The sequence below is a fragment of the Hufsiella ginkgonis genome (assembly GCF_009834915.1).
GTDB classification, from domain to species: domain Bacteria; phylum Bacteroidota; class Bacteroidia; order Sphingobacteriales; family Sphingobacteriaceae; genus Hufsiella; species Hufsiella ginkgonis.
This window is the reverse complement of the sequence record NZ_WVHS01000002.1, coordinates 1216002-1237792: the sequence shown is the minus strand read 5'-3', so window position 1 is coordinate 1237792 and position 21791 is coordinate 1216002. Positions and strand designations below refer to the sequence as shown.

General features: G+C 52.1%; 23 protein-coding genes. 17 read left to right on the top strand and 6 right to left on the bottom strand.

Features of this window, described 5'->3' with window-relative positions; translation table 11 throughout:
• The first annotated feature begins 29 nt into the window (after nucleotides 1-29).
• Both GS398_RS12250 and GS398_RS12245 read left to right on the top strand, forming a co-directional pair.
• Nucleotides 30-503: a MauE/DoxX family redox-associated membrane protein gene (locus GS398_RS12250; RefSeq protein WP_160907035.1), complete on the top strand. Its 474-nt coding sequence runs from the start codon at nucleotides 30-32 to the stop codon at nucleotides 501-503.
• Nucleotides 504-576: 73 nt separating this feature from the next.
• On the top strand, nucleotides 577-864 hold the full coding sequence (locus GS398_RS12245) for a DUF6520 family protein (RefSeq protein WP_160907034.1): 288 nt from the start codon (nucleotides 577-579) through the stop codon (nucleotides 862-864).
• Between the two features lie 40 nt (nucleotides 865-904).
• On the opposite strand, the gene GS398_RS12240 is transcribed toward GS398_RS12245, so the two are convergent.
• From GS398_RS12240 to GS398_RS12230, 3 genes are read right to left on the bottom strand one after another with little or no spacing between them, the layout of a single operon-like run.
• On the bottom strand, nucleotides 905-2281 hold the full coding sequence (locus tag GS398_RS12240; RefSeq protein ID WP_160907033.1) for a RagB/SusD family nutrient uptake outer membrane protein: 1377 nt from the start codon (nucleotides 2279-2281) through the stop codon (nucleotides 905-907).
• 19 nt (nucleotides 2282-2300) lie between these two features.
• Entirely contained in the window at nucleotides 2301-5495 is a 3195-nt protein-coding gene (locus GS398_RS12235; protein ID WP_160907032.1) for a SusC/RagA family TonB-linked outer membrane protein, read from the bottom strand.
• A 21-nt stretch (nucleotides 5496-5516) separates the two neighbouring features.
• Nucleotides 5517-6845 carry a TlpA family protein disulfide reductase gene (locus tag GS398_RS12230; RefSeq protein WP_160907031.1) on the bottom strand — a complete coding sequence of 443 codons (1329 nt, stop codon included), beginning with the start codon at nucleotides 6843-6845 and terminating at the stop codon, nucleotides 5517-5519.
• 592 nt (nucleotides 6846-7437) lie between these two features.
• Between GS398_RS12230 and GS398_RS12225 the strand changes: the two genes are divergently transcribed.
• The 14 genes from GS398_RS12225 (at nucleotide 7438) to GS398_RS12160 (ending at nucleotide 19524) form a co-directional block, all read left to right on the top strand.
• Entirely contained in the window at nucleotides 7438-8172 is a 735-nt protein-coding gene (locus GS398_RS12225; RefSeq protein WP_160907030.1) for a hypothetical protein, read from the top strand.
• Between the two features lie 43 nt (nucleotides 8173-8215).
• Nucleotides 8216-9088, top strand: coding sequence for a TolB family protein (locus tag GS398_RS12220; RefSeq protein WP_160907029.1), 873 nt, complete (start codon nucleotides 8216-8218; stop codon nucleotides 9086-9088).
• A gap of 101 nt (nucleotides 9089-9189) precedes the next feature.
• Nucleotides 9190-9654, top strand: coding sequence for a (2Fe-2S)-binding protein (locus tag GS398_RS12215; protein ID WP_160907028.1), 465 nt, complete (start codon nucleotides 9190-9192; stop codon nucleotides 9652-9654).
• Nucleotides 9651-11756 (top strand): xanthine dehydrogenase family protein molybdopterin-binding subunit, encoded by a 2106-nt coding sequence (locus GS398_RS12210; RefSeq protein WP_160907027.1) that lies wholly within the window; start codon nucleotides 9651-9653, stop codon nucleotides 11754-11756. Before GS398_RS12215 ends, GS398_RS12210 begins: the two co-directional genes overlap by 4 nt.
• Nucleotides 11757-11834: 78 nt before the next feature.
• A complete protein-coding gene (locus GS398_RS12205) occupies nucleotides 11835-12980 on the top strand; it encodes an XdhC family protein (protein ID WP_160907026.1) in 1146 nt (381 codons plus the stop codon).
• Nucleotides 12977-13564: a nucleotidyltransferase family protein gene (locus tag GS398_RS12200; protein WP_160907025.1), complete on the top strand. Its 588-nt coding sequence runs from the start codon at nucleotides 12977-12979 to the stop codon at nucleotides 13562-13564. The genes GS398_RS12205 and GS398_RS12200 overlap by 4 nt, the downstream gene beginning before the upstream one ends.
• Nucleotides 13565-13567: 3 nt before the next feature.
• Nucleotides 13568-14548 (top strand): GTP 3',8-cyclase MoaA, encoded by a 981-nt coding sequence (moaA, locus tag GS398_RS12195; protein WP_160907024.1) that lies wholly within the window; start codon nucleotides 13568-13570, stop codon nucleotides 14546-14548.
• A 1-nt stretch (nucleotide 14549) separates the two neighbouring features.
• Nucleotides 14550-15734, top strand: a complete 1185-nt coding sequence (locus tag GS398_RS12190) for a molybdopterin molybdotransferase MoeA (RefSeq protein WP_160907023.1) — start codon at nucleotides 14550-14552, stop codon at nucleotides 15732-15734.
• Nucleotides 15735-15757: 23 nt separating this feature from the next.
• Nucleotides 15758-15985, top strand: a complete 228-nt coding sequence (locus GS398_RS12185) for a MoaD/ThiS family protein (RefSeq protein ID WP_160907022.1) — start codon at nucleotides 15758-15760, stop codon at nucleotides 15983-15985.
• Complete coding sequence (locus GS398_RS12180) at nucleotides 15982-17085, top strand: HesA/MoeB/ThiF family protein (protein WP_160907021.1); 1104 nt, start codon at nucleotides 15982-15984, stop codon at nucleotides 17083-17085. The genes GS398_RS12185 and GS398_RS12180 overlap by 4 nt, the downstream gene beginning before the upstream one ends.
• Nucleotides 17086-17100: 15 nt before the next feature.
• On the top strand, nucleotides 17101-17550 hold the full coding sequence (locus GS398_RS12175) for a molybdenum cofactor biosynthesis protein MoaE (protein WP_160907020.1): 450 nt from the start codon (nucleotides 17101-17103) through the stop codon (nucleotides 17548-17550).
• The gene (gene moaCB / locus GS398_RS12170) at nucleotides 17547-18452 is read left to right on the top strand and encodes a bifunctional molybdenum cofactor biosynthesis protein MoaC/MoaB (protein ID WP_160907019.1); all 906 of its coding nucleotides are present in this window, start codon (nucleotides 17547-17549) and stop codon (nucleotides 18450-18452) included. Before GS398_RS12175 ends, moaCB begins: the two co-directional genes overlap by 4 nt.
• Nucleotides 18453-18557: 105 nt before the next feature.
• Nucleotides 18558-19007, top strand: a complete 450-nt coding sequence (locus GS398_RS12165; RefSeq protein ID WP_160907018.1) for a BlaI/MecI/CopY family transcriptional regulator — start codon at nucleotides 18558-18560, stop codon at nucleotides 19005-19007.
• Between the two features lie 163 nt (nucleotides 19008-19170).
• Complete coding sequence (locus GS398_RS12160; protein WP_160907017.1) at nucleotides 19171-19524, top strand: response regulator transcription factor; 354 nt, start codon at nucleotides 19171-19173, stop codon at nucleotides 19522-19524.
• A gap of 125 nt (nucleotides 19525-19649) precedes the next feature.
• On the opposite strand, the gene GS398_RS12155 is transcribed toward GS398_RS12160, so the two are convergent.
• Nucleotides 19650-20105: a PA2169 family four-helix-bundle protein gene (locus tag GS398_RS12155; RefSeq protein WP_160907016.1), complete on the bottom strand. Its 456-nt coding sequence runs from the start codon at nucleotides 20103-20105 to the stop codon at nucleotides 19650-19652.
• 126 nt (nucleotides 20106-20231) lie between these two features.
• Between GS398_RS12155 and GS398_RS12150 the strand changes: the two genes are divergently transcribed.
• The gene (locus tag GS398_RS12150) at nucleotides 20232-20627 is read left to right on the top strand and encodes a hypothetical protein (RefSeq protein ID WP_160907015.1); all 396 of its coding nucleotides are present in this window, start codon (nucleotides 20232-20234) and stop codon (nucleotides 20625-20627) included.
• Between the two features lie 43 nt (nucleotides 20628-20670).
• On the opposite strand, the gene GS398_RS12145 is transcribed toward GS398_RS12150, so the two are convergent.
• Nucleotides 20671-21183: a glutathione peroxidase gene (locus GS398_RS12145; RefSeq protein WP_160907014.1), complete on the bottom strand. Its 513-nt coding sequence runs from the start codon at nucleotides 21181-21183 to the stop codon at nucleotides 20671-20673.
• Between the two features lie 51 nt (nucleotides 21184-21234).
• Nucleotides 21235-21744 carry an RrF2 family transcriptional regulator gene (locus GS398_RS12140; protein ID WP_160907013.1) on the bottom strand — a complete coding sequence of 170 codons (510 nt, stop codon included), beginning with the start codon at nucleotides 21742-21744 and terminating at the stop codon, nucleotides 21235-21237.
• Between the last annotated feature and the right edge of the window lie 47 nt (nucleotides 21745-21791).

Sequence of the window (21791 nt, the reverse complement as noted above, 5' to 3'; positions counted from 1 at the left end):
AGTTACTTTGTGGTATCAAACCCTGACGTATGCCTGATTATCCTGCCCGTCGTGCCGTTTTTCCCGAGATCGTGGTAAACGCCGCTTGTTTCCTGCTCATTTTGTTGTGGACTTATGCTGCGCTCTCCAAGCTGGCCGATTATTCCCAGGCCCGCCAGCAGATGCTTAACCAGCTGTTCCCATTCTGGCTCTCCGGGATACTGGTATGGCTGGTGCCCGTTACCGAGCTGGTTGCTGCCGGGCTCCTGTCGGCTGCCCGTACCCGCAAACAGGGCCTTTACCTCTCGTCGGTGCTGATGGCCGTTTTTACCGGCTACATTATCCTGGTGATGTGCCGGGTATTCGACCGGGTTCCCTGTTCCTGCGGCGGCATTCTCAGCGCCATGAGCTGGCGGGTGCACCTCGTATTTAACCTGTTTTTCCTGGTACTGGCATTCACTGCCATCTGCCTGTTCAAAATATCCGGGAGCAAGAGCGGGAAGCCCGCTTATCCACATTCCTGATCCAACAGGGGAAAGCTGAAAACCTGCGAAAAGAGTAAGCGTCATTTTTTAATTCTTTTAATTTTTTAACAGTATGAAAACTTTAAAATTTCCTTCGGGCATCATGGCCCTTGCACTGGGTTTGGGATTGGCATTGACCACGCAAAGCTTTAAGGCGGAAAAGACCGGTGAACTGTACGGTTACAATCAGTCAGCTGAACAATGGGAGCAGGTTTCCGAGATCGAAGAAGGTTACACCTACCGGTGCGACCTGAACCCGGCAAAAGAATGTACCGCTGAGTTCACTACCGATCCTAACCAGGACCCGTCATCCCAGGCAAACACTGAGCATGGGGTGTATACCATCGTGGAGATCCAGTAACCCGATCGCCGCTCCTGTTAGTCATGCAGGAGCGGCAATTTTACCTCGGGTTTTGCGCGATGCTATTTCCGGCCAGCTCGTCTTGGGGAATGAGAAACACATACCGCGGATCATTTGGCGGCAGCATGTACGTTTGCGTTCCAAGTATTCGCTTAAGTGTGATCGCGCGGGACAGTTCCAGGTTCAACCTTCGCAGGTCGGTCCATCTCAATCCCCTGAATAAGAGTTGTTTTCTCCGTTCAGTTAAAATAATGTTCAACGCAGCTTCAGCGGTACTGGCGGTGTACGGAACATAGGTGCCTTTCTTGAAGCGCGTAACCAGCAAGGTGTTCAGGTCGGCCAGCGCGTTCACTGCGTCGCCTTTACGTGCATAACATTCCGAACGGACCAGGTAAACTTCGTCCGTGGTCATACCGGTAAAATGATTAGAGAACCCGCTCCCGGAATAAGCGCCCTTGAAAGTGATCACCCCCTTTCCGCGATCATTAAAGAAAATTACTTTTCGCAGATCGTTTGAATTGTACGACCGGTACAGCGTAGAATCCACCATCGTAGTAGTATTTGCGGTGAAACTATAGCTGAGAAAGCACGAGTAGTACAATACCTCGTCATTTGCATAGGGCAATACCGCAGGAAACGGTCTTGTCGAGGCAGCGTTCAGTGTGCTATAATCGATTAATTTAGATTGAAGCGCGAGGCATGACGTGGCAAAACTCAACGCTTTTTCGTAGTTGCCCATCGTTAGATACGTCCTGGCCAGCAACGCGAGTGCAGCGCCTTTGCATGGCCGGCTCTTAACGGGAACGGTGACCGGGAGTACGCCGGCGGCATCTGTAAGGTCGGCAATTACCCGGTCATAAGTTTGCCGGAGCGTTCCTCTTCCTTCCCTCACGTTTACGTCAGACACCATTACAAGGGGAATTCCCGGGGTTTTATCCGCTTTAGCTTCTACATAAGGTTCTGCAAAGATCTGCGCCATCTCATAAAATGATTGCGCCCGGAAGAACAGCGCGGTGCCTTTAGCGAGGTTGTATTCCAGTTGATTTTGCGGTGTTTGTTCAATTTTTTCCAACCCTTCTAACACGATGTTGGCATACTTTACATGGATGTACATGTTGGTCCAATCCCCGATAAACCCTGGAACAGGCTCTTTAGACCAGGTATAAGCGCTTTTTTCGGTCTGGCTGGTTAAACCGAGGTAACCGGCTTCGGTAGTGTAATTGTCGTCCGAGGCAATTTCGCCCTGGATGGGTGTTGTGTTCATCAGCGGGTAGTTGTCCAGCATCGCCTGGAAATCGGAGATGTTTTGAGGTACGAGCAATGCTTTGTCTGCTCGTTTGTCGAGAAAGTCCTTCCCGCAGGCGGACACGAACAATACCGCTGCTCCCAGGCCGATTAGTTGTATGATCTTTTTCATGTGTCTGTTAAATGATTGGTTAGAAATCTGCCCTGAATCCCCCGGCAATACTTCGCGGCAGCGGGGCGACATTAATGTAATCCGGGTCGTAGTTGCTTTTTGTCGCTTTCCATAACACGCCAAGGTTACTCGCATAGGCAAAGAACTGGCCCCCGGAAAGCGCTAATTTTCTCAGCTTCAGTTTAGGAAGATTATAGCTTAGCCGCACGTCCTGTAAGCGGACATGATCTCCCTTTTCCACGTTTACCGACGAATGTGCGAAAAAGGAATCCCGGTTGCTGTTGGCGGCCGCTGGCATAGAGGGGATAGTTGTAAATGCCTCGTCACCGGGTTTCTGCCACCTCAATGCATAGTCTGACCTGCTCACGCCGGCGCCATACAGTACCGTGTAACTCACGGTTGGCCGCTTGAAATAATACCCTAACCGGTAACTCAAGTTTGCCGAGAGCGAAATGCTTTTATAATTTACCGTGTTGCGGAATGCGCCGTATACCACGGGATTTACCGGCCCGTGATAAATAATATTTGCCGGGGTGGAAGACGAGATGATCTTCACGTAGTCTTTGCTCAGCACGCCGTCCAGGTAACCACGCGGATCACCGTTTGCCGGATCGAGACCGCCCCATTGGTAACTGTATACTGCATAAAGCGGTTTACCTTCAAACGGTGCGATGGTGCCGCTGCCGCCGTCGCCGTTGGTTACATACAGTGAACCGGAAGACGCTACCAGGTATTTGGTGATCCGCTCTTTGATGTAGCTCATAAAAAAGTTGCCCTGCCAATTAAAACTTCCCGCGGGGATTTTGGAGGTCAGGTTAAGATCTGCGCCGTTCCCGCTGGTGTTTGCTACGTTGCCGCGAAAGTTGCTGATGCCTGTAGAAGGAGGGAAGGGTGCATCGCCGATCAGGTCGTACCCAAGTTTCCGGTAAATCTCCAGGGATCCGGACAGGAGACTGTTTTTAAGTGTGAAATCAACCGCTGCATTCATGATCTTCACGCGCTCCCATCTTAGTTCAGGGTTAGGGGCGCTGTTGAGGGTGGCAAAAGGTAACCGCGTAAGCGATGAGGCGCCGTTGTTGTAGTTCACGGTGGTATAGGCGGTAAGCGATTTGTTTACGTTCCCGCTATAACCGTAGGTGAGCCTTAATCTCAGGGAAGGGACCAGCCCGGATTTGTAAAATCCTTCGTCGGAAATGTTCCAGATCGCGCCTGCAGACCATAGCGGGACACCTTTCTGGTTGGTGTTCACCCCGAAAATGTTGCTCTGGTCGAACCGTGCGCTGCCCGTTACCGTGTACTTTTTCCTGAACGTGTACCCCGCATTTCCGAACCAGGAGATGAACCGGTCCGTAGTTTCCTTAAACACGTCATCAAAAGGGATTTTAAGCGTCGACGCTGAATTGGTGTACGATTTAAACGAAGTTACATAGTCGACCACGCTTCCCAATGCGTGCACGTCGTCATAGCCATAGGTCGTGTTGTAACGCGAGCTGCCTTCATTGTTCTTCACCTCTCCGCCGGCGAGCGCCGTCACTTCGTGGTCATGATGAGAGAACGAATAGTTTAATTGCCCGCGGGCCGTGTGGGTATACGAAGAAACGTTACCCATTTCGAGTATGGCGCCTACCGGGACAGGGCGTGTTAACGTACCGTCGGCATTTACGATGGTTACCTTGTTGATCAGGTCGCGGGTGGTCCATAGCGCTGTTCCCCGCAGGTTGCGCTCTTCGACCCCGCCTTTCCAGTATTGATAAATTCCCTCGGCGGAAAGCCCGGCAGGAAGCCGGTATTTTAGCGAAATATTCGCCCGGTAGTCCGTGGTCTTGCTGTTGTTGTCGTTGGCGTAAAGTTCCGCTAATGGCTTGTATTCCCAGTTCAGCAAACCCTGTGCAGCTGCGGCAGCGTTCAGGGAAGCCCGGTAACTGCGGGTAACCGTGAGCGGATTACCGTTTTCGTCTGCCAGGCGGCTGTAAGGATAGTTCATGGCTGTCAGGGTGGTAATGATCGGTGAGCCATTGGTAGTGGTAAGACCGCTGGTGTAATAGAGCCCTGCGGTAACATCCAGTTTCTTGTTCATCAGCGAATAAGTGTTCGTCGCATTCAGGGTAACGCGCGAGTATTCGTTGCCGATATTGGTTTCCTTATTCTTATCGTAGCCGCCGGATATATAGTACCGCTGGAATTCACTTCCTCCCGAAATGTTCAGTGCATGCTGCTGCCTGAAAGTGTTGCGAAAGAAGTATTTATCGAGATCGCTGCGTACGTCATGTTCCTTTAAGAGGTCTATCTGGCGGTCGGCTTCAGTTGCGGACAGCTTGCCGTCGCGCCTGGCGATCAGCAGCTCGACCACCGGAGAGAGCGCTGTTTTAGCCACGGCGGTTTCCATCGCTGTGTAATATCCCCTGCTGAAAAGGAGCTTTTCAATGTCTACGAAATCTGCGCTCGACATCCGGCTTACGTAGAATTGATCCCGCTTGTCCGTCGTCGTAAAATTGGAGTTGAAGCTGATCTTTGCGGCCTTGTTATAGCCGCCTTTTTTGGTGGTGATCACAATCACGCCGTTTCCCGCCCGCGAGCCCCAGATGGATGCCGCGGCCGCGTCTTTCAATACCGTAATACTTTCCACATCTGAAGGGTTGATATTATCCATATCCCCTTCGTAAGGGAAATTGTCGACCACGATCAGCGGCTCCGCATTGGAAAATATGGTACTCGACCCCCTGATGCTGATGTCGCTCTTCGCTCCGCGGTAGCGATTAAACACCAGTCCCGGCACCACATCCTGCAGCCTGTCGAGAATATTCGTGCTTATGCTGCGGTTCAGCAACGCATTGTCTACCTGCACAAACGAGCCCGCCGCACGTTCTGCGGAGATTTGCTGGTAGCCGGTAGATACCACAACTTCCTTGAGCTGGTTAGCCGCGGGCTCCAGCGCAATGATAAGCAAACGTGTAACCGGTAACGTTACTGTCGTCGTTTTAACGGAGTAGCCAATGTAGGAGACCGATAACGTTGCCGTTGTGCCTGAAACCGGGAGAGTAAACGTTCCTGTGGAGTCGCTGGTCGTGGCGACGGGGCTGCCTGTAAGCCTAACGGAAGCTCCGGCCAGGGGAATGGATTCGGTGGTGGTTACCCTGCCCTTAAGCTGCTGCTGTGCCAGTACAGGCAAAAGGCCGGCCACACACACTATAATTAGTGATAAAGATCGTTTCATGCTAAGAAAATTTAGGGGTGACTAATTCTTGTCGGAGATAACTAATACATCTATTTCCAGTTCTTTTTTAGTGAAGGTTACATCATATTTGGCGAGCTCGCGGTTGACCGCTTCCAGGTTCCCGAGATTTCCATTTATTTTAAGATCGACCCGGCCGGTAAAACCGGTATCATTTACGATGGGATACGGTAAGTTTTGCAGGTAGTAAAAGTCAAGTCTTGTTATCAGGTGACTGAGAAAGGTATTGGTGAGCGTACAACCAAATCTGTCTGCCGTTACGGCGGGCTCCTCGCCTTTGGTGGTTAATTTGTCCTCTTTTGACGTTCTCACCAGGGCGAGGCAAGTGACGCTTCTCTTTTCCATTTTTGCTGAGTAATCAGGAAAATACCGGTTAAGGTCTTGCCGCATAAGTTCAAAGCCGTAACCAGCCGTGTTTTTAGGTCCCCAAAGTTCGTAGCAATAAGCGTTTTCAGCCACCCATTTTTCTTTGACAGCGGCATCCGCAGATTCGGGAAATTTAACCCGCGCGGAGTCCTTTACATTTAGCATCACTCTCGCATGCATGATTTTCCCTTCACCATAGGCAAGCTCAAATAGTTTTGGGATAGTAGTATTCCTGCAGGTGATCTTTAAAAAAGGAAGCGTATCATGAAGTTTATCAGGAGCACTGCTGCCCGAGTTTAGTCCCGGTATAAATCCGGCCAACAGGGAGCGTCCGATCACGGTGGAGCCACCGCCCCCGTTATTTTCTATGAATAACGGCTTCGATCGGTCATATTTAGTGTAGTAATCTCTTTTAGTCCTCAGCCCCGGTGCCCCCGTCAACATCTTCTCAATGTTATTCTTATTCACATCTGTAAACCCCGTGATCGCCAGCACCGTTCCTGCCCCATCTATCCACACGTAGTGCGGCAGCTCCCGGTGCGGGAAAAGGTTGTGCAGCGCTTTATCTTCATAGAGCTCCGGCACCGGCGACGGCACCCGCTTTCTCATCCGCTCTGCGAAAGGCTTAGCCACGCTTTCCTTTTCATAAGTTACGGCCAGGAACTGCACCTTCCCCGTGAACTCCTTTTGTAAACTGTCTATCTTCGGGATCATCGATAAACAAGGCGAGCACCAGGACGCCCAGAAATCGATGATCAGCAGCTTTCCCCGGAACTCGGAAAGCTTAATGTCAGGCGAAGAATAGTTCCGGAGCCCCGTGAGTGCAATGTCCGGAACTTTCCCGCCTACCCTGATGCCGGTTAATTCCTGTTGTGCGGTTAAGCGTATGGAACCTAACAGGAAAACGGCTGATACCAGGAAATATCTTAGTGATGGTCTTTTTAGACAATTGTATAATGATCTCACAGCGCGCAATGGCGCTGTAAAGCAAGTTTTTAGATTCATTGCCGTGCGTTTTTAGAAATAGATAAGAAAGAAAAATTGTGATGAAAACCAGGCTACTCAGGCGGCGAAATAAGCAGCGTCCAATCCTGCAAAGAAATGCGGGAAGGCGTACCGGCGCGAGGGAACGCGCTGCTGCTGAAATGGATGTTGACCGGTTTCATATCAATAAATAGAACTGTTCGCAGAAATGAGACCTAACTAAAGCCGGCTTCGTTTTAGTTATTTATCTCTTACGAGAATTAGATTATTTAAGAAATGTAATGGTATAAATATTGCAATTATTATGCTTAAGTGCAAGAATATTTCACACATAATGCATAATTATTTCACAATCGGTTGATATTCAGGCGAAATAATTTAGATAAAAATTACGTACCTGTTTCGCTTTTGAATTTCCTGAAAAGAACAAGGGTATGTATGTTCAGATAGTGGAAAGTAAAATTGGTCTATCTAAACTAAATGGTGGTGTAAAAAATGGAAAAATCCGTTGAGATACCCCTAGTTTGATTTTCAGCGAACCATGATTTCGCTCAGATAAACAAAGCCGATGCACATGAACGATACCGGGATCGGGACTAAGCTTACCAGCAGTAATCTTTCGCCTGCTTTTTTCAATGTTATTTCAAGTTATTTTTCAGGTTACAAAACTGGTAAGTCCTCCGTAAACGCCCGCGGCTACCATGCGGAATTATCGGCTGCGATCGATGCTTTTTTCCAGGACCGGCCGCACTGCGATCCCGAAACAGGGTTGACCGACCTGCTCCTCCGTATGAATTTTAATACGTCGCCTTTCATTGCCTTTTACCAGTCGAAACTGCAGGCAGCGGTCGATGCCATTCCCGATGCGTCGCTGCGCCTGGCCGCCATCGCCGATAAGGCAACTAAGCTCCGCAAATCGCCGCTTAGTTCACGCGCCTGCTGCCCTGGTCGCCCTTCGGTCCGCGAAAGTGCGCTGGAAACTCTGCACGAATTGTTCGTGAACACGCTGGTATGCGGGTTGTTTCAGCCGGTCCGCGACGAGCCCGGTACCAAGCTCGCCCTGAATTTTTCCGTTGCGCAGCTTGCCCTGTTTGTAAAGCTGCAGGCCGACGAAGGGCTGTTCCGCGCCTGCTCGGTAACCCAACTGCTTAAGTTTACCGTGCGTAACTACCGGTCAAAGCGGCAGGATGATTTTTCGTACCGCACACTATCCAAAGAGTATTATGGTGCAAACCAGGTGACGGCGGCCGTGGTGCGCGACCTGCTGGTAAGGATGGTGGCCCGGATCGACCGGAATTTCTTCCCATAAATTGCTATCTTGAGCCATCGGCCATAACCGGCCGCCCGATAACATGAAATTTTATCCCTGCCTTTTCTTTTTATTGCTCGCACCGGCTGCGCTTCATGGCCAGGCAGGCTCTGAGATCTACCTGTTCGATCTTTCCGTTGTTCACGGTGTGCCTGCATTAAGCAACCCCATAAATATCACTAACCGGCCAGGCTATGATAACCAGCCTTCGTTTTACAGCTCCCGTGATCTGGTGTATTATGCGTCGATGGATACCACCGGGCATACGGACATCCATACCTACAATTATAAAACCGGCAACGCAGGCATCCTTGCGCGTTCGCGCGAAAGCGAATTCTCTCCCACGGTCACGCCCGATAAGCGGTTCATTTCGTGCATCATCCAGCGGGAAAACGGCGTGCAGGACCTCGCGAAGTTTCCTGTAAAAGGAGGCTTTCCCTCGGTGATCATCAATAACTTAACGGTGGGATACCACGCGTGGATAAATAATACCAAACTGGTACTGTTTACGCTGGAGGCCGGCGATACCAGCGCCCTGCGGGTTTACGACGTACCTACAAAAAAGGACACGATAATTACCACGGCTATCGGGCGGTCCCTGCACCGGGTCCCCGGGCAGCGGGCCATAAGCTTCGTCTCAAAAAGGGAAAAGGATGCATGGAAGATCATGCGCCTGGATATGGCGACCTATAAAATAACGGAGCTGATGCCCTCGCTGCCAGGTAAAGAAGACCTCACCTGGACGAAAGACGGCACAGTGATCATGAGCGACGGGCAAAAGCTTTTCTGGCGCAAGCCCGGAAGCGCTGCCGGCTGGCAGGAAATTAAAACCGGGAATTACCCTTTCCTGAAAGGCATTACCCGCATTGCCATCGACCCCGCTAATAAAAAGCTGGCGCTCGTGGTGAGTGAATGATACGGGTGCGGTGTAATTTTTTTGTGCGGGCGCCCGGCTGCACGGACATGCCTGCCGCAGATGACCATTAAATATTATATTTGATAAACTAAATAAACCTGATGGCAAAGTTTAACCTGTCTGTCAACAACAAAGCAATGTCTGTTGATGTAGATGCCGACACCCCTTTGTTATGGGTGCTGCGCGATCATTTAAACCTCGTGGGAACCAAGTTTGGCTGCGGGCTTGCGCAATGTGGAGCCTGCACGGTCCACTTAAATGGAACGGCAACGCGTTCGTGCCTGTTACCGGTGTCGCAGGTTGGCGCCAATAAGGTCACCACCATAGAAGGGCTAAGCGAAAAAGGCGACCACCCGGTACAGCTTGCCTGGGACGAGGTAGATGTTGCGCAATGCGGCTATTGCCAGTCGGGCCAGATCATGCAGGCGGCGGCCTTGCTGAAACGGAATCCGAGTCCTACAGATGCCGATATTGATGCGGCGATGACCAATATATGCCGTTGCGGTACCCATTTCCGCATGCGGAAAGCGATTCACCTGGCGGCAAAGAAGGGGGTTAAGCGATGAGCACACAGGCAGTTTCCCGTCGTCACTTTTTGAAAGTTACGTCGATCGCCGGAAGCAGCATGCTGCTCGGCTTCCATTTAAGCGGGGGCGCCCGGGCAGCGGGCATTGGCGACGCAGTGTTTGCGCCCAATGCGTACCTGTCTATCGATTCGGCGGGGTTGATCACCCTGATGTCGCCGAACCCGGAAATCGGGCAGGGAATTAAAACGGCCCTGCCGATGATCCTGGCCGAGGAATTGAGTGTTGGCTGGGACAAGATCGTGGTCGACATGGCCCCGCTGGACCCGTCGAAATACGGTTCGCAAAGCGCGGGAGGCAGCGGCGCCATCCGCGGCAGGTTTACCGACATCCGCAAAGCGGGGGCTACCGCCCGCGTGATGCTCATCAACGCGGCCGCACAAAACTGGAACGTGCCCGTAACTGAATGCATAGCCGAGGACGGCGCCGTATTACATAAAACAAGCGGCAAAAAAGCCAGCTACGGCGAACTTTCCGCCAAGGCGGCATCCATGCCTGTTCCGGCAGAGGTCACATTAAAGGACCCTAAAGATTTTAAGATCATAGGCACACGTGTGCGGAACATCGACAATAAGAAAATTATTACCGGTAAACCCCTGTACGGCATAGATACGCGTCGCGAGGGAATGCTGTACGCCATGGTGGTGCGTCCCCCCGCTTTTGGCAAGGTGCTGAAATCTTTCGACGACACAGAAACGCGTAAAGTAACCGGCGTAAAAAATGTAGTACGTGTAAAGAACGTGGTCGCCGTGCTGGCAGATTGTACCTGGGCCGCGAAGAAAGGCAAAGAAGCCCTGAAAGCCGTGTGGGAGGATGCCGGCAAGCTGGAAAGCACCACCGAGCACGAGGTGAACTACAAAGACCTGATGAAAAAGCGGACGGAGAAACCCGTTCGCAACGATGGTAACGTAGATGAAGCCATGGCCGCTGCCGCTAACGTGCTGGAAGCGGTATACGAGGTGCCTGCCCTGTCGCATTCGCCCATGGAGCCGACTAACTTTTTCGCGCATGTAAGCGGGGGCAAGGCGGAACTGTTCGGCCCTACGCAGGTGCCCGGCAATATGCGGGGAGAGGTAGCCAGGGAGCTTGGGATCCCGCAGGAAAACGTAACGCTGGCCATGCCCAGGCAGGGTGGAGGCTTCGGACGAAAATTGCGCCCTGACAACGGCGTAGAAGCTGCCCTGATCTCCGCGGCGGCTAAAGCGCCCGTGCAAATGTTATGGACGCGTGAAGACGACATCCAGGGTGATTTTTATCGCCCCAGCGGAATGTTTAGCTACCGCGCCGCTATTGGCCCTGATAACCAGTTAGCCGCATGGCACATTACCAGTGCGGCACTCAACTCGGGCAGGTCGTCGGTAGCGAATGGCTTCCCTGCGGCTGCGATCCCGAACTTTCGTGCAGATAACCATAACCTGCAGTCGAACATCGCTACCGGCCCGTGGCGCGCGCCAACCAGCAACGCCGTAGCTTTTGCAGACGAAAGCTTCATGGACGAGATCGCACGGGCGATGAAAAAAGACCCGGTACAGCTCCGGCTGGAACTGCTGGACAAAGCGAAGAGCTCCCCGGTAGGACAACCCGGTTACGATGCGGATAAGTTAAAAGGCGTGATCAGCCTGGTGGCTGAAATGAGCAGCTGGGGAAAGAGCCCGAAAGGGGTGTTCCAGGGATTTGCTGCACACTTTTCGTTCAGCACCTATGTGGCGCAGGTAGCGGAAGTGAAGTTGTTTAACGGCAAACCACGCGTTACCAAAGTGTACTGTGCCGTAAATTGCGGCCGCGTGGTGAACCTGAGCGGCGCCGAAGGCCAGATCGAAGGCGCTATTATCGACGGTTTAAGCCATGCTTTACACAGCGAGATCACTTTCGACAAAGGAGCTACCGAGCAAACAAACTTTCATAATTATAAATTTGCCCGTATGAACGAAACGCCGTTCGAGATCGTCGTTAAATTTATGCAAACGGATAACCCGCCTACCGGTCTTGGCGAACCCGGTCTTCCGCCGATAGCCCCTGCCGTTGCCAACGCGATTTTCGCCGCTACAGGAAACAGGATCAGGAAAATGCCGTTTAACGTGTAGGAGGGATCAGGAATCAGCCGTCAGCTTTTAATATGACGCCATACAAAAGCTGACGGCTGACAGCCAATAGTCTAGTCTATGACCAAAGAAATCGACCTCATTCTCGCAGCATACCGCAAAATCGACTTTAACCGCCAAAAAGCGGCGTTGGCTACCGTGGTGCTGGTAGAAGGATCGTCATACAGGCGGCCGGGCGCACGCATGCTCATTACCGATGACGGAAACCTTACCGGCGCTATTAGTGGCGGCTGCCTGGAAGGCGACGCTTTACGCAGGGCGCGCCTGGTAATGCACCAGGGCGAGCCCACCATAGTGACCTATGACACCACCGACGAGGACGATGCTGCCCTGGGCGTAGGCCTCGGCTGCCAGGGCGTCATTCACATTCTTATCGAACCGCTTGACGCGGGTGATCCCCATAACCCGGCGGAGCTACTGCGGATCGCGCGCAGCGAACGGCAAAGCGCAGTGATCGTTACCCTGTTTTCGTTAAGCGGCAAACGCGGGGCGCTACCGGGAACGTGCGGTGTGTATACGCAAAAGTCAGGGTTTGTATTCCGCGGCATGCCGCCCGGGAAGGTGCAGCAGCAGGTGGAAAGCGATACGCTTAGCGCAATGGAAACAGGCTCATCCATCGTAAATTCTTATGGTGAGCAGGGACAATTTACGGGGTTCATAGAATTTGCCCGCCCGGCCATCGCGCTCGTAGTGCTGGGTGCGGGCAATGACGTGATCCCGCTTACGGAAATGGCTTATGTACTGGGGTGGGAGGTGACCGTGATCGATGGCCGTCCCGCATACGCCAAAGCGGAACGGTTCCCGCTGGCCCGTCGGGTGGTAGTTGCCAGGCCCGCACAGGTGCCGGACCATTGCGTTCCCGATGCGCGGACGTTTTTCGTGCTTATGACCCATAATTATAACTACGACCTGGCGGCGCTGAAAGAATTGCTCAACCACCGCGTAACATATATCGGCGTACTTGGACCCCGTAAAAAGATGCAGCGCATGCTCCTCGAAACAGGTGAGCACCCCAATATCTACGGGCCGGTTGGACTGGATATCGGCGCGGAGGCCGCCGAGGAGATCGCGCTGTCTATCATCGCCGAAATAAAGATGGTGGACGGCAAACGAAATTCAGGCTCCTTACGGGAGCTTCCTGTACCCATCCACGCCAGGGAGATACGGGAAGCCCCCATCGGTCATTACCAACCGACTACCCTATGAAAACAGGTATCGTGATCCTTGCCGCCGGTGACTCGTCACGTCTCGGCTCGCCCAAACAGCTGCTCGGTATACGCGACACCACGTTACTGAACCACACCGTAGCGGTTGCGGCCGGGCTGAAAGAAGCAGCACTGGCACTGGTATTGGGCGCATTTGCAGACCAGCTGCTGCCGCGCATCGCCGTTTCCCGTGCCATTATTGTGCATAATAACGGGTGGGAAGAAGGGATCGCTTCTTCTATACGTACCGGGCTCGCCGTGCTTACCGATTATTTACCGGGACTTGACGCGGTGATCTTTATGGTCTGCGACCAACCGTTTGTCACCACCGAGCTGCTCGAACACCTTGTGGACGCAGCCACCTGTAACGATAAGGGCATGGTGGTGAGCCGTTACGCAGGAGCCCATGGCGTGCCTGCACTCTTCAAAAGCAAATACTTTGAGGATTTGCGTAACTTGCAGGGCGATACCGGGGGTGGGCAGTTGTTTGCGCGGTACGCCGGCGACCTGCTTTTCGTCGACTTCGATAATGGAGATATCGACATCGATACCCCGCAGGACTATGACAAGCTACAGGCGAGATGAGAAATGATAACTGATACATTTAACCGGATACATACCTACCTGCGGATCTCGCTTACCGATCACTGCAATTTACGCTGCAGTTATTGTATGCCCGGGGAAGACCAGGTATTTGCCCCGTCATCGCGGCTGATGCAAACGCATGAGATCATTCAGCTGGCCGGGATCTTTGTTAAAGCGGGCGTCACCAAGATCCGGTTAACCGGCGGAGAGCCGCTGGTGCGGAAAGATGCCGGCGACGTGATCATGGGGCTTGCGCAATTACCGGTATCATTGAGTATCACCACTAACGCCACCCGTATTCACGAGCACATTGAAGTGCTCGAAAAAGCAAAGGTGCGTTCGGTGAACATCAGCCTCGATACGCTGGATGCCGACAAATTCAGCATTATCACCAAACGCAACTACTTCCACGAGGTGATTCGTAATATCTCGCTCCTGCTGGCACGCGGCTTCCACGTGAAAGTGAATGTAGTAATGATGAAAGGGGTGAACGATATGGAGATCCCCGACTTTATCCGCTGGACGAAAAATGAGCCCGTGCACGTACGCTTTATCGAATTTATGCCGTTTGACGGTAACCGCTGGAGCAGCCGGCAGGTGATCACGTGGCAGCAGATCCTGCAGAAAGTATCGGAACACGAAAATGTGATCGCGCTACCCACGGATGCGCACGATACGGCCAAAACATATACGATCCCAGGTCATGCCGGAACCTTCTCGGTGATCAGCACCATGAGCGCCCCCTTTTGCGGCTCCTGCAACCGCATGCGGCTTACCGCCGATGGCAAAATGAAAAATTGTCTTTTCTCTACCCACGAAACCGATCTGCTGCAGGCGCTCCGCAGCGGTGAGGACGTCGAGCCGCTTATTCACCAGTGTATTTTAACAAAAGAGGCTATGCTTGGCGGCCAGATGAACGTTCCCTTTGCCGAACTGGACGCCGCTACCCTGCGCAACAGGAGCATGATTGCCATAGGAGGTTAACATGATCAGCGTTAGCCAGGCCGTACAACTTATCACCGACCATTGCATGCCGACGGAACCGGTACGTGCAACCCTGTCAGAAGCTGCGGGACTGGTGCTTGCAGCCGATGTCGTTTCTCCCATCGACCTGCCCCCTTTTAAACAATCGGGGATGGACGGATATGCATTTCGCTTCCAGGACCTCCCCCCTCATACTACCTTAACAGTAACCGGTGTGATCGCTGCCGGCGACTCATCGCCTCGCGCGATCCAGCAAGGCCAGGCGGCACGCATTTTTACCGGCGCCCCCCTGCCGGAAAACGCGGATACCGTGGTGATGCAGGAAAAAATATCATTAGAGGGGGACCAGCTTCGCATTTTGCAAACCGATCTGGCCAAAGGAGATCATACCCGTTTGCCGGGAGCCGAAGTGAGAAGCGGCACAGTAGCGCTACAAAAAGGCGTGGTGCTGGGTCCGGCGGCCATCGGTTTCCTGGCGGGAATGGGTATTACCTCGGTACTGGTTTTCAAAAAACCGGTAGTATCGCTCATTATTACCGGGAACGAGCTTACGCAACCCGGTAACGCGTTGCCGTTCGGCCAGGTGTACGAAGCGTCGTCGTTTGCACTCAGGGCAGCTTTCCGGAATTTACCGGCCGTGCTTAGCGAAGCCGTGTATGTTCCTGATGACCCGGAGCGGATCCGCGAAACATTAAAAGAGGCCCTGCACGCCAGCGATATCGTATTGCTTACAGGCGGCGTGAGCGTGGGAGATTTCGACTTCGTGACCAACGCTGCAGAGGAGGCAGGTGTTACCCGGCTCTTTCACCGCGTAAAACAGAAGCCCGGAAAGCCTTTGTTTGCAGGCAAAATCGGGGCAAAAGTGGTCTTCGGCCTGCCTGGGAATCCCTCATCGGTACTTACCTGTTTTTACCGCTATGTGGTTCCAGCCATCGAAAGACTCACCGGCAGGGGGCAGCTCCTCATTACGCTCACGGTGCCGTTTACCGGCGATTACCACAAGAATGCGGGAATGACCCACTTTCTGAAAGGAAGTTTCCGCAACGGAACTGCTAGCGTATTAACGGCACAGGAATCGTACCGGTTAAGCTCTTTTGCCCATGCCAACTGCCTCATCTGCGCCGAAGAGCACCGCGAACATTATCAAACAGGCGATATGGTAGAAATTTATCTGCTGCCGGATTAAATGATGTGTATTTTTGTATTACTATGAAGATTTCTTTTTTCGGCCAGTTAACGGATATCGTTTCGGGAAGCACCATCGAGATCGACGCGGTGAGCTCCACGGCGGCGCTGGTAGAAGCGCTTAACCGCCGCTATCCCGCCATGCGGCAGGTCAGCTACGCCATCGCCATCAATAAGAAGATAGTTAACGGGAACGCGGAGATAGTTTCGGACGCCGAGATTGCCTTGCTTCCGCCATTTTCCGGGGGATGACCGGGTCAGAAAGATACAGCCGGCAGGTTATCCTTCCCGGGTTAGGAGCCGCCGGGCAGGAGAAGCTGGCCGCCGCGCGTGTGCTCGTGGTGGGCGCCGGCGGCCTTGGCTGCCCCGCGTTGCAATACCTGGCTGCCGCAGGGGTGGGGATGCTTGGCATTGTGGACGGGGATGTTGTAACCGAATCGAACCTGAACAGGCAGCTGCTGTATTCGGCCGCGTCGATTGGCCGGGCGAAAGCACCGGAAGCCGCCGCTGCATTGAAAACGTTGAACCCCGGGCCTGTTTACCAGCCGCACCGGCTGTACCTCGGCAACCGGGATGCCCTGGCGATCATCCCGGACTATGATGTAGTGATCGATGCCACCGATAACTTCGAAACCCGCTACCTGCTCAATGATGCCTGCGTCCTCTTGGATAAGCCGCTGGTTTATGGCAGTATATCGCGTTTCGAGGGCCAGGTAAGCGTTTTTAACCAGGATAAGCAAAGTGCCAACTATCGCGATATTTTCCCCGTTCCGCCTGCCAGGGAAACTATACTTAACTGCGCAGAAAGCGGCGTGTTGGGTGTTTTACCGGGCATCATCGGTACGATGCAGGCGGCGGAAGCCATTAAACTGGTGACAGGCATCGGCAGGACGCTCAGCAACCGGTTAGTTACCTTTAACCTGCTCCGGCAGGAATGGATCGAGCTCGCGTTAACACCCCGGCCGGGTACGCCGGACCTTATTCCCGCGGGTGCGGAGGCCTTTATGGCGTATAATTACCGGGAAAACGGCACTTCGTGCGAGCCGGAGTATACAGACGTCGGCCCCGAAGCTTTTGACGAGCTGCTCGCATCTCCGGGCGCCGTGGTGATCGATGTGCGTGAGCATGGGGAACATCCCAGGATCACGCAGTTCCCGCACGTGGCGATCCCGATGTCGGAAATAGTAGAGAAGGCCGCGGCGTATCGTCATCGCACGATCGTTTTGTTTTGTCACGCCGGTATCCGCAGTGCGGAAGCGGCTGCATTTTTTCCCCGCGGCAACAAGGTCTACCACCTGAAAGGCGGGATCGTTAAATGGTTACGTTATCACCAGCGGCGTGTATCGCACTAAACCCCGGTTATTTATATGGCGGAACATAAAATAAGATCAATTTTCAAGCAGGGGCCGGTTGCCCCGGCGTTCATTGCAGAAAGCATCGGCAAGCACAGTACGAAAACCGGTATCGGGGCGCACAGTATTTTTATGGGGCAGGTGCGCGGCGATACCATCGACGGGAAAGAAGTGATCGCTATTGAATATACCGCTTATGAAGAGCTTGCAATTGCGAAGTTTCACGAAATAAGACAGGAGATCTTCGACAAGTACCCGCTCACCTGTTTACATGTGCATCACAGTCTCGGGCGGGTGAGCGCCGGCGAGCTCTGTCTATTTGTGTTCGCTTCATCCGCACATCGTGCAGCGGCCACATCCGCCTGCGGCGAAGTAGTGGAGCGCATCAAAGCCGATCTTCCCATTTGGGGGAAAGAGCTGTTTGCTGGCGAAAGTTACCAATGGAAGGAAAATAAACCGCTATGAATACCATCACCCGGAAAATAACGACCCTGCGTAAAGCCGTCGCGGAAGCCACCTTGCTTGTTTCGTCGGCGGATACCATCGCCGCCATCCAAAACGGGCAGGTACCTAAAGGGAATGTGTTCGAGTTTTCGCGTGCGGCAGGCTTGCTGGGGGTTAAACGTACCAGTGATATGATCCCAGACTGCCATCCCCTGCCCATCGAGTATACCGCTATTACGCATGCCATCAGCGACCTCACCATCACCGTTACGGTGGAAGTGCACACCATCTACAAAACGGGCGTGGAGGTGGAAGCCATGCACGGCGCTTCTGTTACCGCGCTCACCATGTACGATATGCTGAAACCCATCGATAAGGGCGTAGAGATCACCGGGATCAGGCTGCTAAAGAAAACCGGCGGAAAGTCTGACCGGAAAGCTTTACAGCACTCCGTAAAATGCGCCGTTGTGGTATGTTCAGACAGCATCGCCGCCGGCGAAAAAACGGACCTGAGCGGCAAAGCGATTATCGCGAAGCTGGAAGGATGGGGCATAGACACGGACTTTTACCAAGTGGTACCGGATGACGCCCCCACGATCGAACGTACCGCGCTGGCACTGAAAGCAGCTAACTACCGGCTTGCCATCTTTACCGGTGGTACGGGTCTCTCGCCCAGGGACATTACACCCGATACGTTAAGCGGCCTGGTAGACCGCGAAATTCCAGGCATCATGGAAGCTGCTCGCAGCTACGGCCAATTACGCACACCCTATGCCATGCTCTCCCGCGGCATAGCCGGGTTTGCCGGCGATATGCTGGTGATTACCGTTCCCGGTTCTTTAAAAGGCGCAGAAGAGACGATAGATGCCTTGTTCCCACATGTGTTACATGTGTTCGGTATTGCGGGGGGCGAGGGTCATTAATATCCTGTGTGAGATCCGGGTACTAAAAAAAACCGTAATAATTTCGTGCTTTCGCCGCAAATGATAAATTTGTAGGACACACACACAATTTAATAATTTCTTGATATGCCTAAAGTAACTGAACAGGATGTGGTCACATTCCTGGAAGAGAAGGTTCAGTCGTTGCACGCTGAGCTAAAGAAAGCGCAGGAGCTCCTCCAAGTATTTACCGGGACGCTTTCTGCCACACAAACCAACGCTTTTAAGTCGCCGGTATTGCCATTAAGCGGCGCAAAACGGGGAAGAAAGCCCAGGCCTGCCGGGGCGGATTCGGCCATGATCGTAGCGCCGGCGGAATTTCATCCCAAAGCCAAAATGGAACTGAAGGTAGCCTATGCCCTGTCGCAAACCGGTCCGGCTTTTAAGGAAGAAGTTACCCGGGTGCTAAACGACCTTGATCCGGAGGCGGATCCTAAAAAGCTGGACAAGGACGTTACCGTTAAGCTTTCGTCGCTGTATAAAAAAGGCCGTATTAACGCGGTCCGCGAAGGCAGAAAGTACAAGTATTCTTTGTAATGTTAAACACGTGTTAACAGGAACGCTCTCATGATCCTGTTAACACTTCTGTAACTGAAAAATTTCCCGCTTTGCTAAACAATCTTTCCTTAAGGCTGTAGTGTATACAGGTAGTTACGTTACCATTTAACACCAGTGTAAACACTAAGCATTTTGTGAGAAGATGAGCAGTAAACTAATGATCATTGAGGATGATCACGATATATTATCCATACTTTCGCGAATCTTTGAAGATGAAGGTTACGAAGTGAAAATATCCACGAACGGTGATGTGGAAGAAGTGATACGAAACTACCAGCCCGACCTGGTGCTGTGCGACATCTGGCTGCCGAAAAAGAAAGGTACTGAGCTCTGCCGCAGTCTTAAAGCCGACGAATCTACCCGTACAATCCCTTTTATCTTAAGTTCTACCTCCATGAACCTGCCCAAGCTCGCACACGAATGCGGGGCCGACTCTTATATTGAGAAACCCTTTAATATAAAAGAGGTGTTAAATATTGTGAAGGCTTACCTGTAGCATTATACGTTTTCTATCCTTACTTGTTTGTTATTAGTACAACGTCAAACGTCAGCGTGGCGTATAACTAAAAAAAGCCATCCAGGTTTCCCTGAACGGCTTTTACTCACACATATCCCTCTCACTTAAACTTGCGAATCACGCAATGCTTTTATGCGGTCGTGCGACACTTTAAGCTTTTGCTGTTGGTCAAACACGAGGCTGCTGATGTGGGCCGGAAGATCGTCGTCTTTAAGCGCCATTTTATATGCTTTCTGGGCGGCATCTTCGCCGAACTCGCAGTTAGCCAGCACAGTTTTACGGTCATGCCCGGTAAAAACTGCTTTGATATCCATCCAAGCGCGGTACACTTTACCGCTGTTGGTAGTACCTGTTTCGATGCTTTCGCCGGCTGCGGCAACTTCGGTGGCCAGCGCCATTTTTAAATCGTGGCTTTCGCGGATCATATCAACGAATAAAGCTTTCAGGTCGCTGTCTTCTTCTTTTAATTCTTTGATCGCTTTCTCATAACCGGTGATCCGGTCATTGTTGATCTGTACCAAATCATTCAGGATGGTGGTGGTCATTTCAGTAGTTTCCATGGTAGATAGATGTTGTTTGCAGAGTATATTGCAATTACCATTCCAAGCCTGTTTACTGCGCCGGATGCCGTATATTCGGCCATAAATTGTCTAGTTTTCTGTCTAAACTGCCCCAAACGGTAGCCTATGCGCAAAGAAAATAACCCGGTTGGCAGCGAGCAACTGGTAGCCCGTCTTACCGTACTGATCGCGGGCTTATACCTGTTCCGTATCGCGGTAATGCCGGAGATCATCCAGGCATTGTTTAGCAACTTTCTAAGGAGTTGGCAGGATTGCCTGTATTACCTGTTTAACCAGGTATTAGTGGTGCCGGGACTGGTGGCGTTCTACCGGCGGAAATGGTTAGGGTGGGCACTAATGATAGTTTATACCGGTTACCAGGCGGTGCATAACATCGTCCTGTTATCGTCCGGCAGCCTGCAGGTAATGGGCTACCTTACACTTGGGGTGCTCCTTGTGGCCTACGGGTATGCGTTTATTGCCCTTTGTTTACCGGTCTTAAAAAAAAGGAGCAATGCGTAGGGACGACTGTCCTTGTGCATTGTTCCTTTTTTTGGACAGTTTCTTACAGATACCTGGTAAGCTCTTCCGACATCGGTTTTACTTTCGATTTAAACCGGTGGATCAGTTTACCGTTTTCGTCGACCAGGAATTTTTCGAAGTTCCAGGAAATATCGCCGGTGATGCCTTCCGCATTTTCCGCCGAGATGAGGTATTTGAATAACGGATCAATGTCGTCGCCTTTTACGCTTACTTTTTCGCTAAGCGGGAAAGTAACGCCGTAGTTGGCTTTGCAAAACTCTTTGATCTCGAGGTTAGTGCCCGGATCCTGCTCTTTAAAGTTGTTGGCAGGGAAACCGATCACTACCAGCTTATCCTTGTATTTTTCTGATAACTGCTGCAATTCAGCATATTGAGGTGTGTAGCCGCATTTTGAAGCTGTATTAACGATCAATACCTTTTTGCCTTTGTATTTTTTGAGGTCGATCTTTTTGCCTTCAATAGAAGCCACCTTGTACTGGTAGATAGATGCCGGAGCTGCCAATAACAGCGTAAGCATTAAAGCAATTACTTTCATCTGGTTAAATTTTAGTGGTGCAATATACTAAGGTTCTGTGTTTTAAAAGTGTCACAAATCTATGATGTCTGCCTGCCGCTGTCCTGTGTTGCCGCCAGGCGCCGGCCCGTTCATTTCCTGCCCGGGAAGGCTTTCCGTTAGGGAATCTTCGCGGCTGATCATGTCGGCAATGCTTGTTTCGCCAATGATCTTGAGGGTGGCGTCGCGCACGTCTTTCATCACATCGCGGATGCCGCAATAAGGCTCATTGGAGCATTCTTCGCAACGCTCGTAAAAGTTCAGGCTTACACAGGGGAGCAGCGCGATAGGGCCATCTATTATGCGAATGATCGCCGACATTTTGATCTCAGCGGCGGGTTTCATTAAGTAGTAGCCGCCACCCGCACCCTTTTTGCTGCCAAGGTAACCGCCCCTTTTCAGCTCCAGGAGGATCGCTTCGAGAAATTTCTTTGGCAGTTGCTCTTTCCGGGCGATATCAGAGATCAGCATCGGCCGGTTATCGGTATTGCGGGCAAGGGCGATAAGAGCTTTAAATGCGTATTTGGCTTTTTTGGTTAGCAAGATGATTGAGTTTGGATAAAATTAAAGAATAAACTCTAATACTCCTA

Coding starts and splice junctions, on each gene's coding strand:
- GS398_RS12155 (WP_160907016.1), bottom strand. CDS start 20,105: ATGGAAACTACTGAAATGACCACCACCATCCTGAATGATTTGGTACAG.
- GS398_RS12205 (WP_160907026.1), top strand. CDS start 11,835: ATGACCAAAGAAATCGACCTCATTCTCGCAGCATACCGCAAAATCGAC.
- GS398_RS12225 (WP_160907030.1), top strand. CDS start 7,438: ATGAACGATACCGGGATCGGGACTAAGCTTACCAGCAGTAATCTTTCG.
- GS398_RS12150 (WP_160907015.1), top strand. CDS start 20,232: ATGCGCAAAGAAAATAACCCGGTTGGCAGCGAGCAACTGGTAGCCCGT.
- GS398_RS12215 (WP_160907028.1), top strand. CDS start 9,190: ATGGCAAAGTTTAACCTGTCTGTCAACAACAAAGCAATGTCTGTTGAT.
- GS398_RS12190 (WP_160907023.1), top strand. CDS start 14,550: ATGATCAGCGTTAGCCAGGCCGTACAACTTATCACCGACCATTGCATG.
- GS398_RS12160 (WP_160907017.1), top strand. CDS start 19,171: ATGAGCAGTAAACTAATGATCATTGAGGATGATCACGATATATTATCC.
- GS398_RS12240 (WP_160907033.1), bottom strand. CDS start 2,281: ATGAAAAAGATCATACAACTAATCGGCCTGGGAGCAGCGGTATTGTTC.
- GS398_RS12245 (WP_160907034.1), top strand. CDS start 577: ATGAAAACTTTAAAATTTCCTTCGGGCATCATGGCCCTTGCACTGGGT.
- moaCB (WP_160907019.1), top strand. CDS start 17,547: ATGAATACCATCACCCGGAAAATAACGACCCTGCGTAAAGCCGTCGCG.
- GS398_RS12165 (WP_160907018.1), top strand. CDS start 18,558: ATGCCTAAAGTAACTGAACAGGATGTGGTCACATTCCTGGAAGAGAAG.
- GS398_RS12210 (WP_160907027.1), top strand. CDS start 9,651: ATGAGCACACAGGCAGTTTCCCGTCGTCACTTTTTGAAAGTTACGTCG.
- GS398_RS12185 (WP_160907022.1), top strand. CDS start 15,758: ATGAAGATTTCTTTTTTCGGCCAGTTAACGGATATCGTTTCGGGAAGC.
- GS398_RS12200 (WP_160907025.1), top strand. CDS start 12,977: ATGAAAACAGGTATCGTGATCCTTGCCGCCGGTGACTCGTCACGTCTC.
- GS398_RS12235 (WP_160907032.1), bottom strand. CDS start 5,495: ATGAAACGATCTTTATCACTAATTATAGTGTGTGTGGCCGGCCTTTTG.
- GS398_RS12250 (WP_160907035.1), top strand. CDS start 30: ATGCCTGATTATCCTGCCCGTCGTGCCGTTTTTCCCGAGATCGTGGTA.
- GS398_RS12180 (WP_160907021.1), top strand. CDS start 15,982: ATGACCGGGTCAGAAAGATACAGCCGGCAGGTTATCCTTCCCGGGTTA.
- GS398_RS12220 (WP_160907029.1), top strand. CDS start 8,216: ATGAAATTTTATCCCTGCCTTTTCTTTTTATTGCTCGCACCGGCTGCG.
- GS398_RS12175 (WP_160907020.1), top strand. CDS start 17,101: ATGGCGGAACATAAAATAAGATCAATTTTCAAGCAGGGGCCGGTTGCC.
- GS398_RS12145 (WP_160907014.1), bottom strand. CDS start 21,183: ATGAAAGTAATTGCTTTAATGCTTACGCTGTTATTGGCAGCTCCGGCA.
- moaA (WP_160907024.1), top strand. CDS start 13,568: ATGATAACTGATACATTTAACCGGATACATACCTACCTGCGGATCTCG.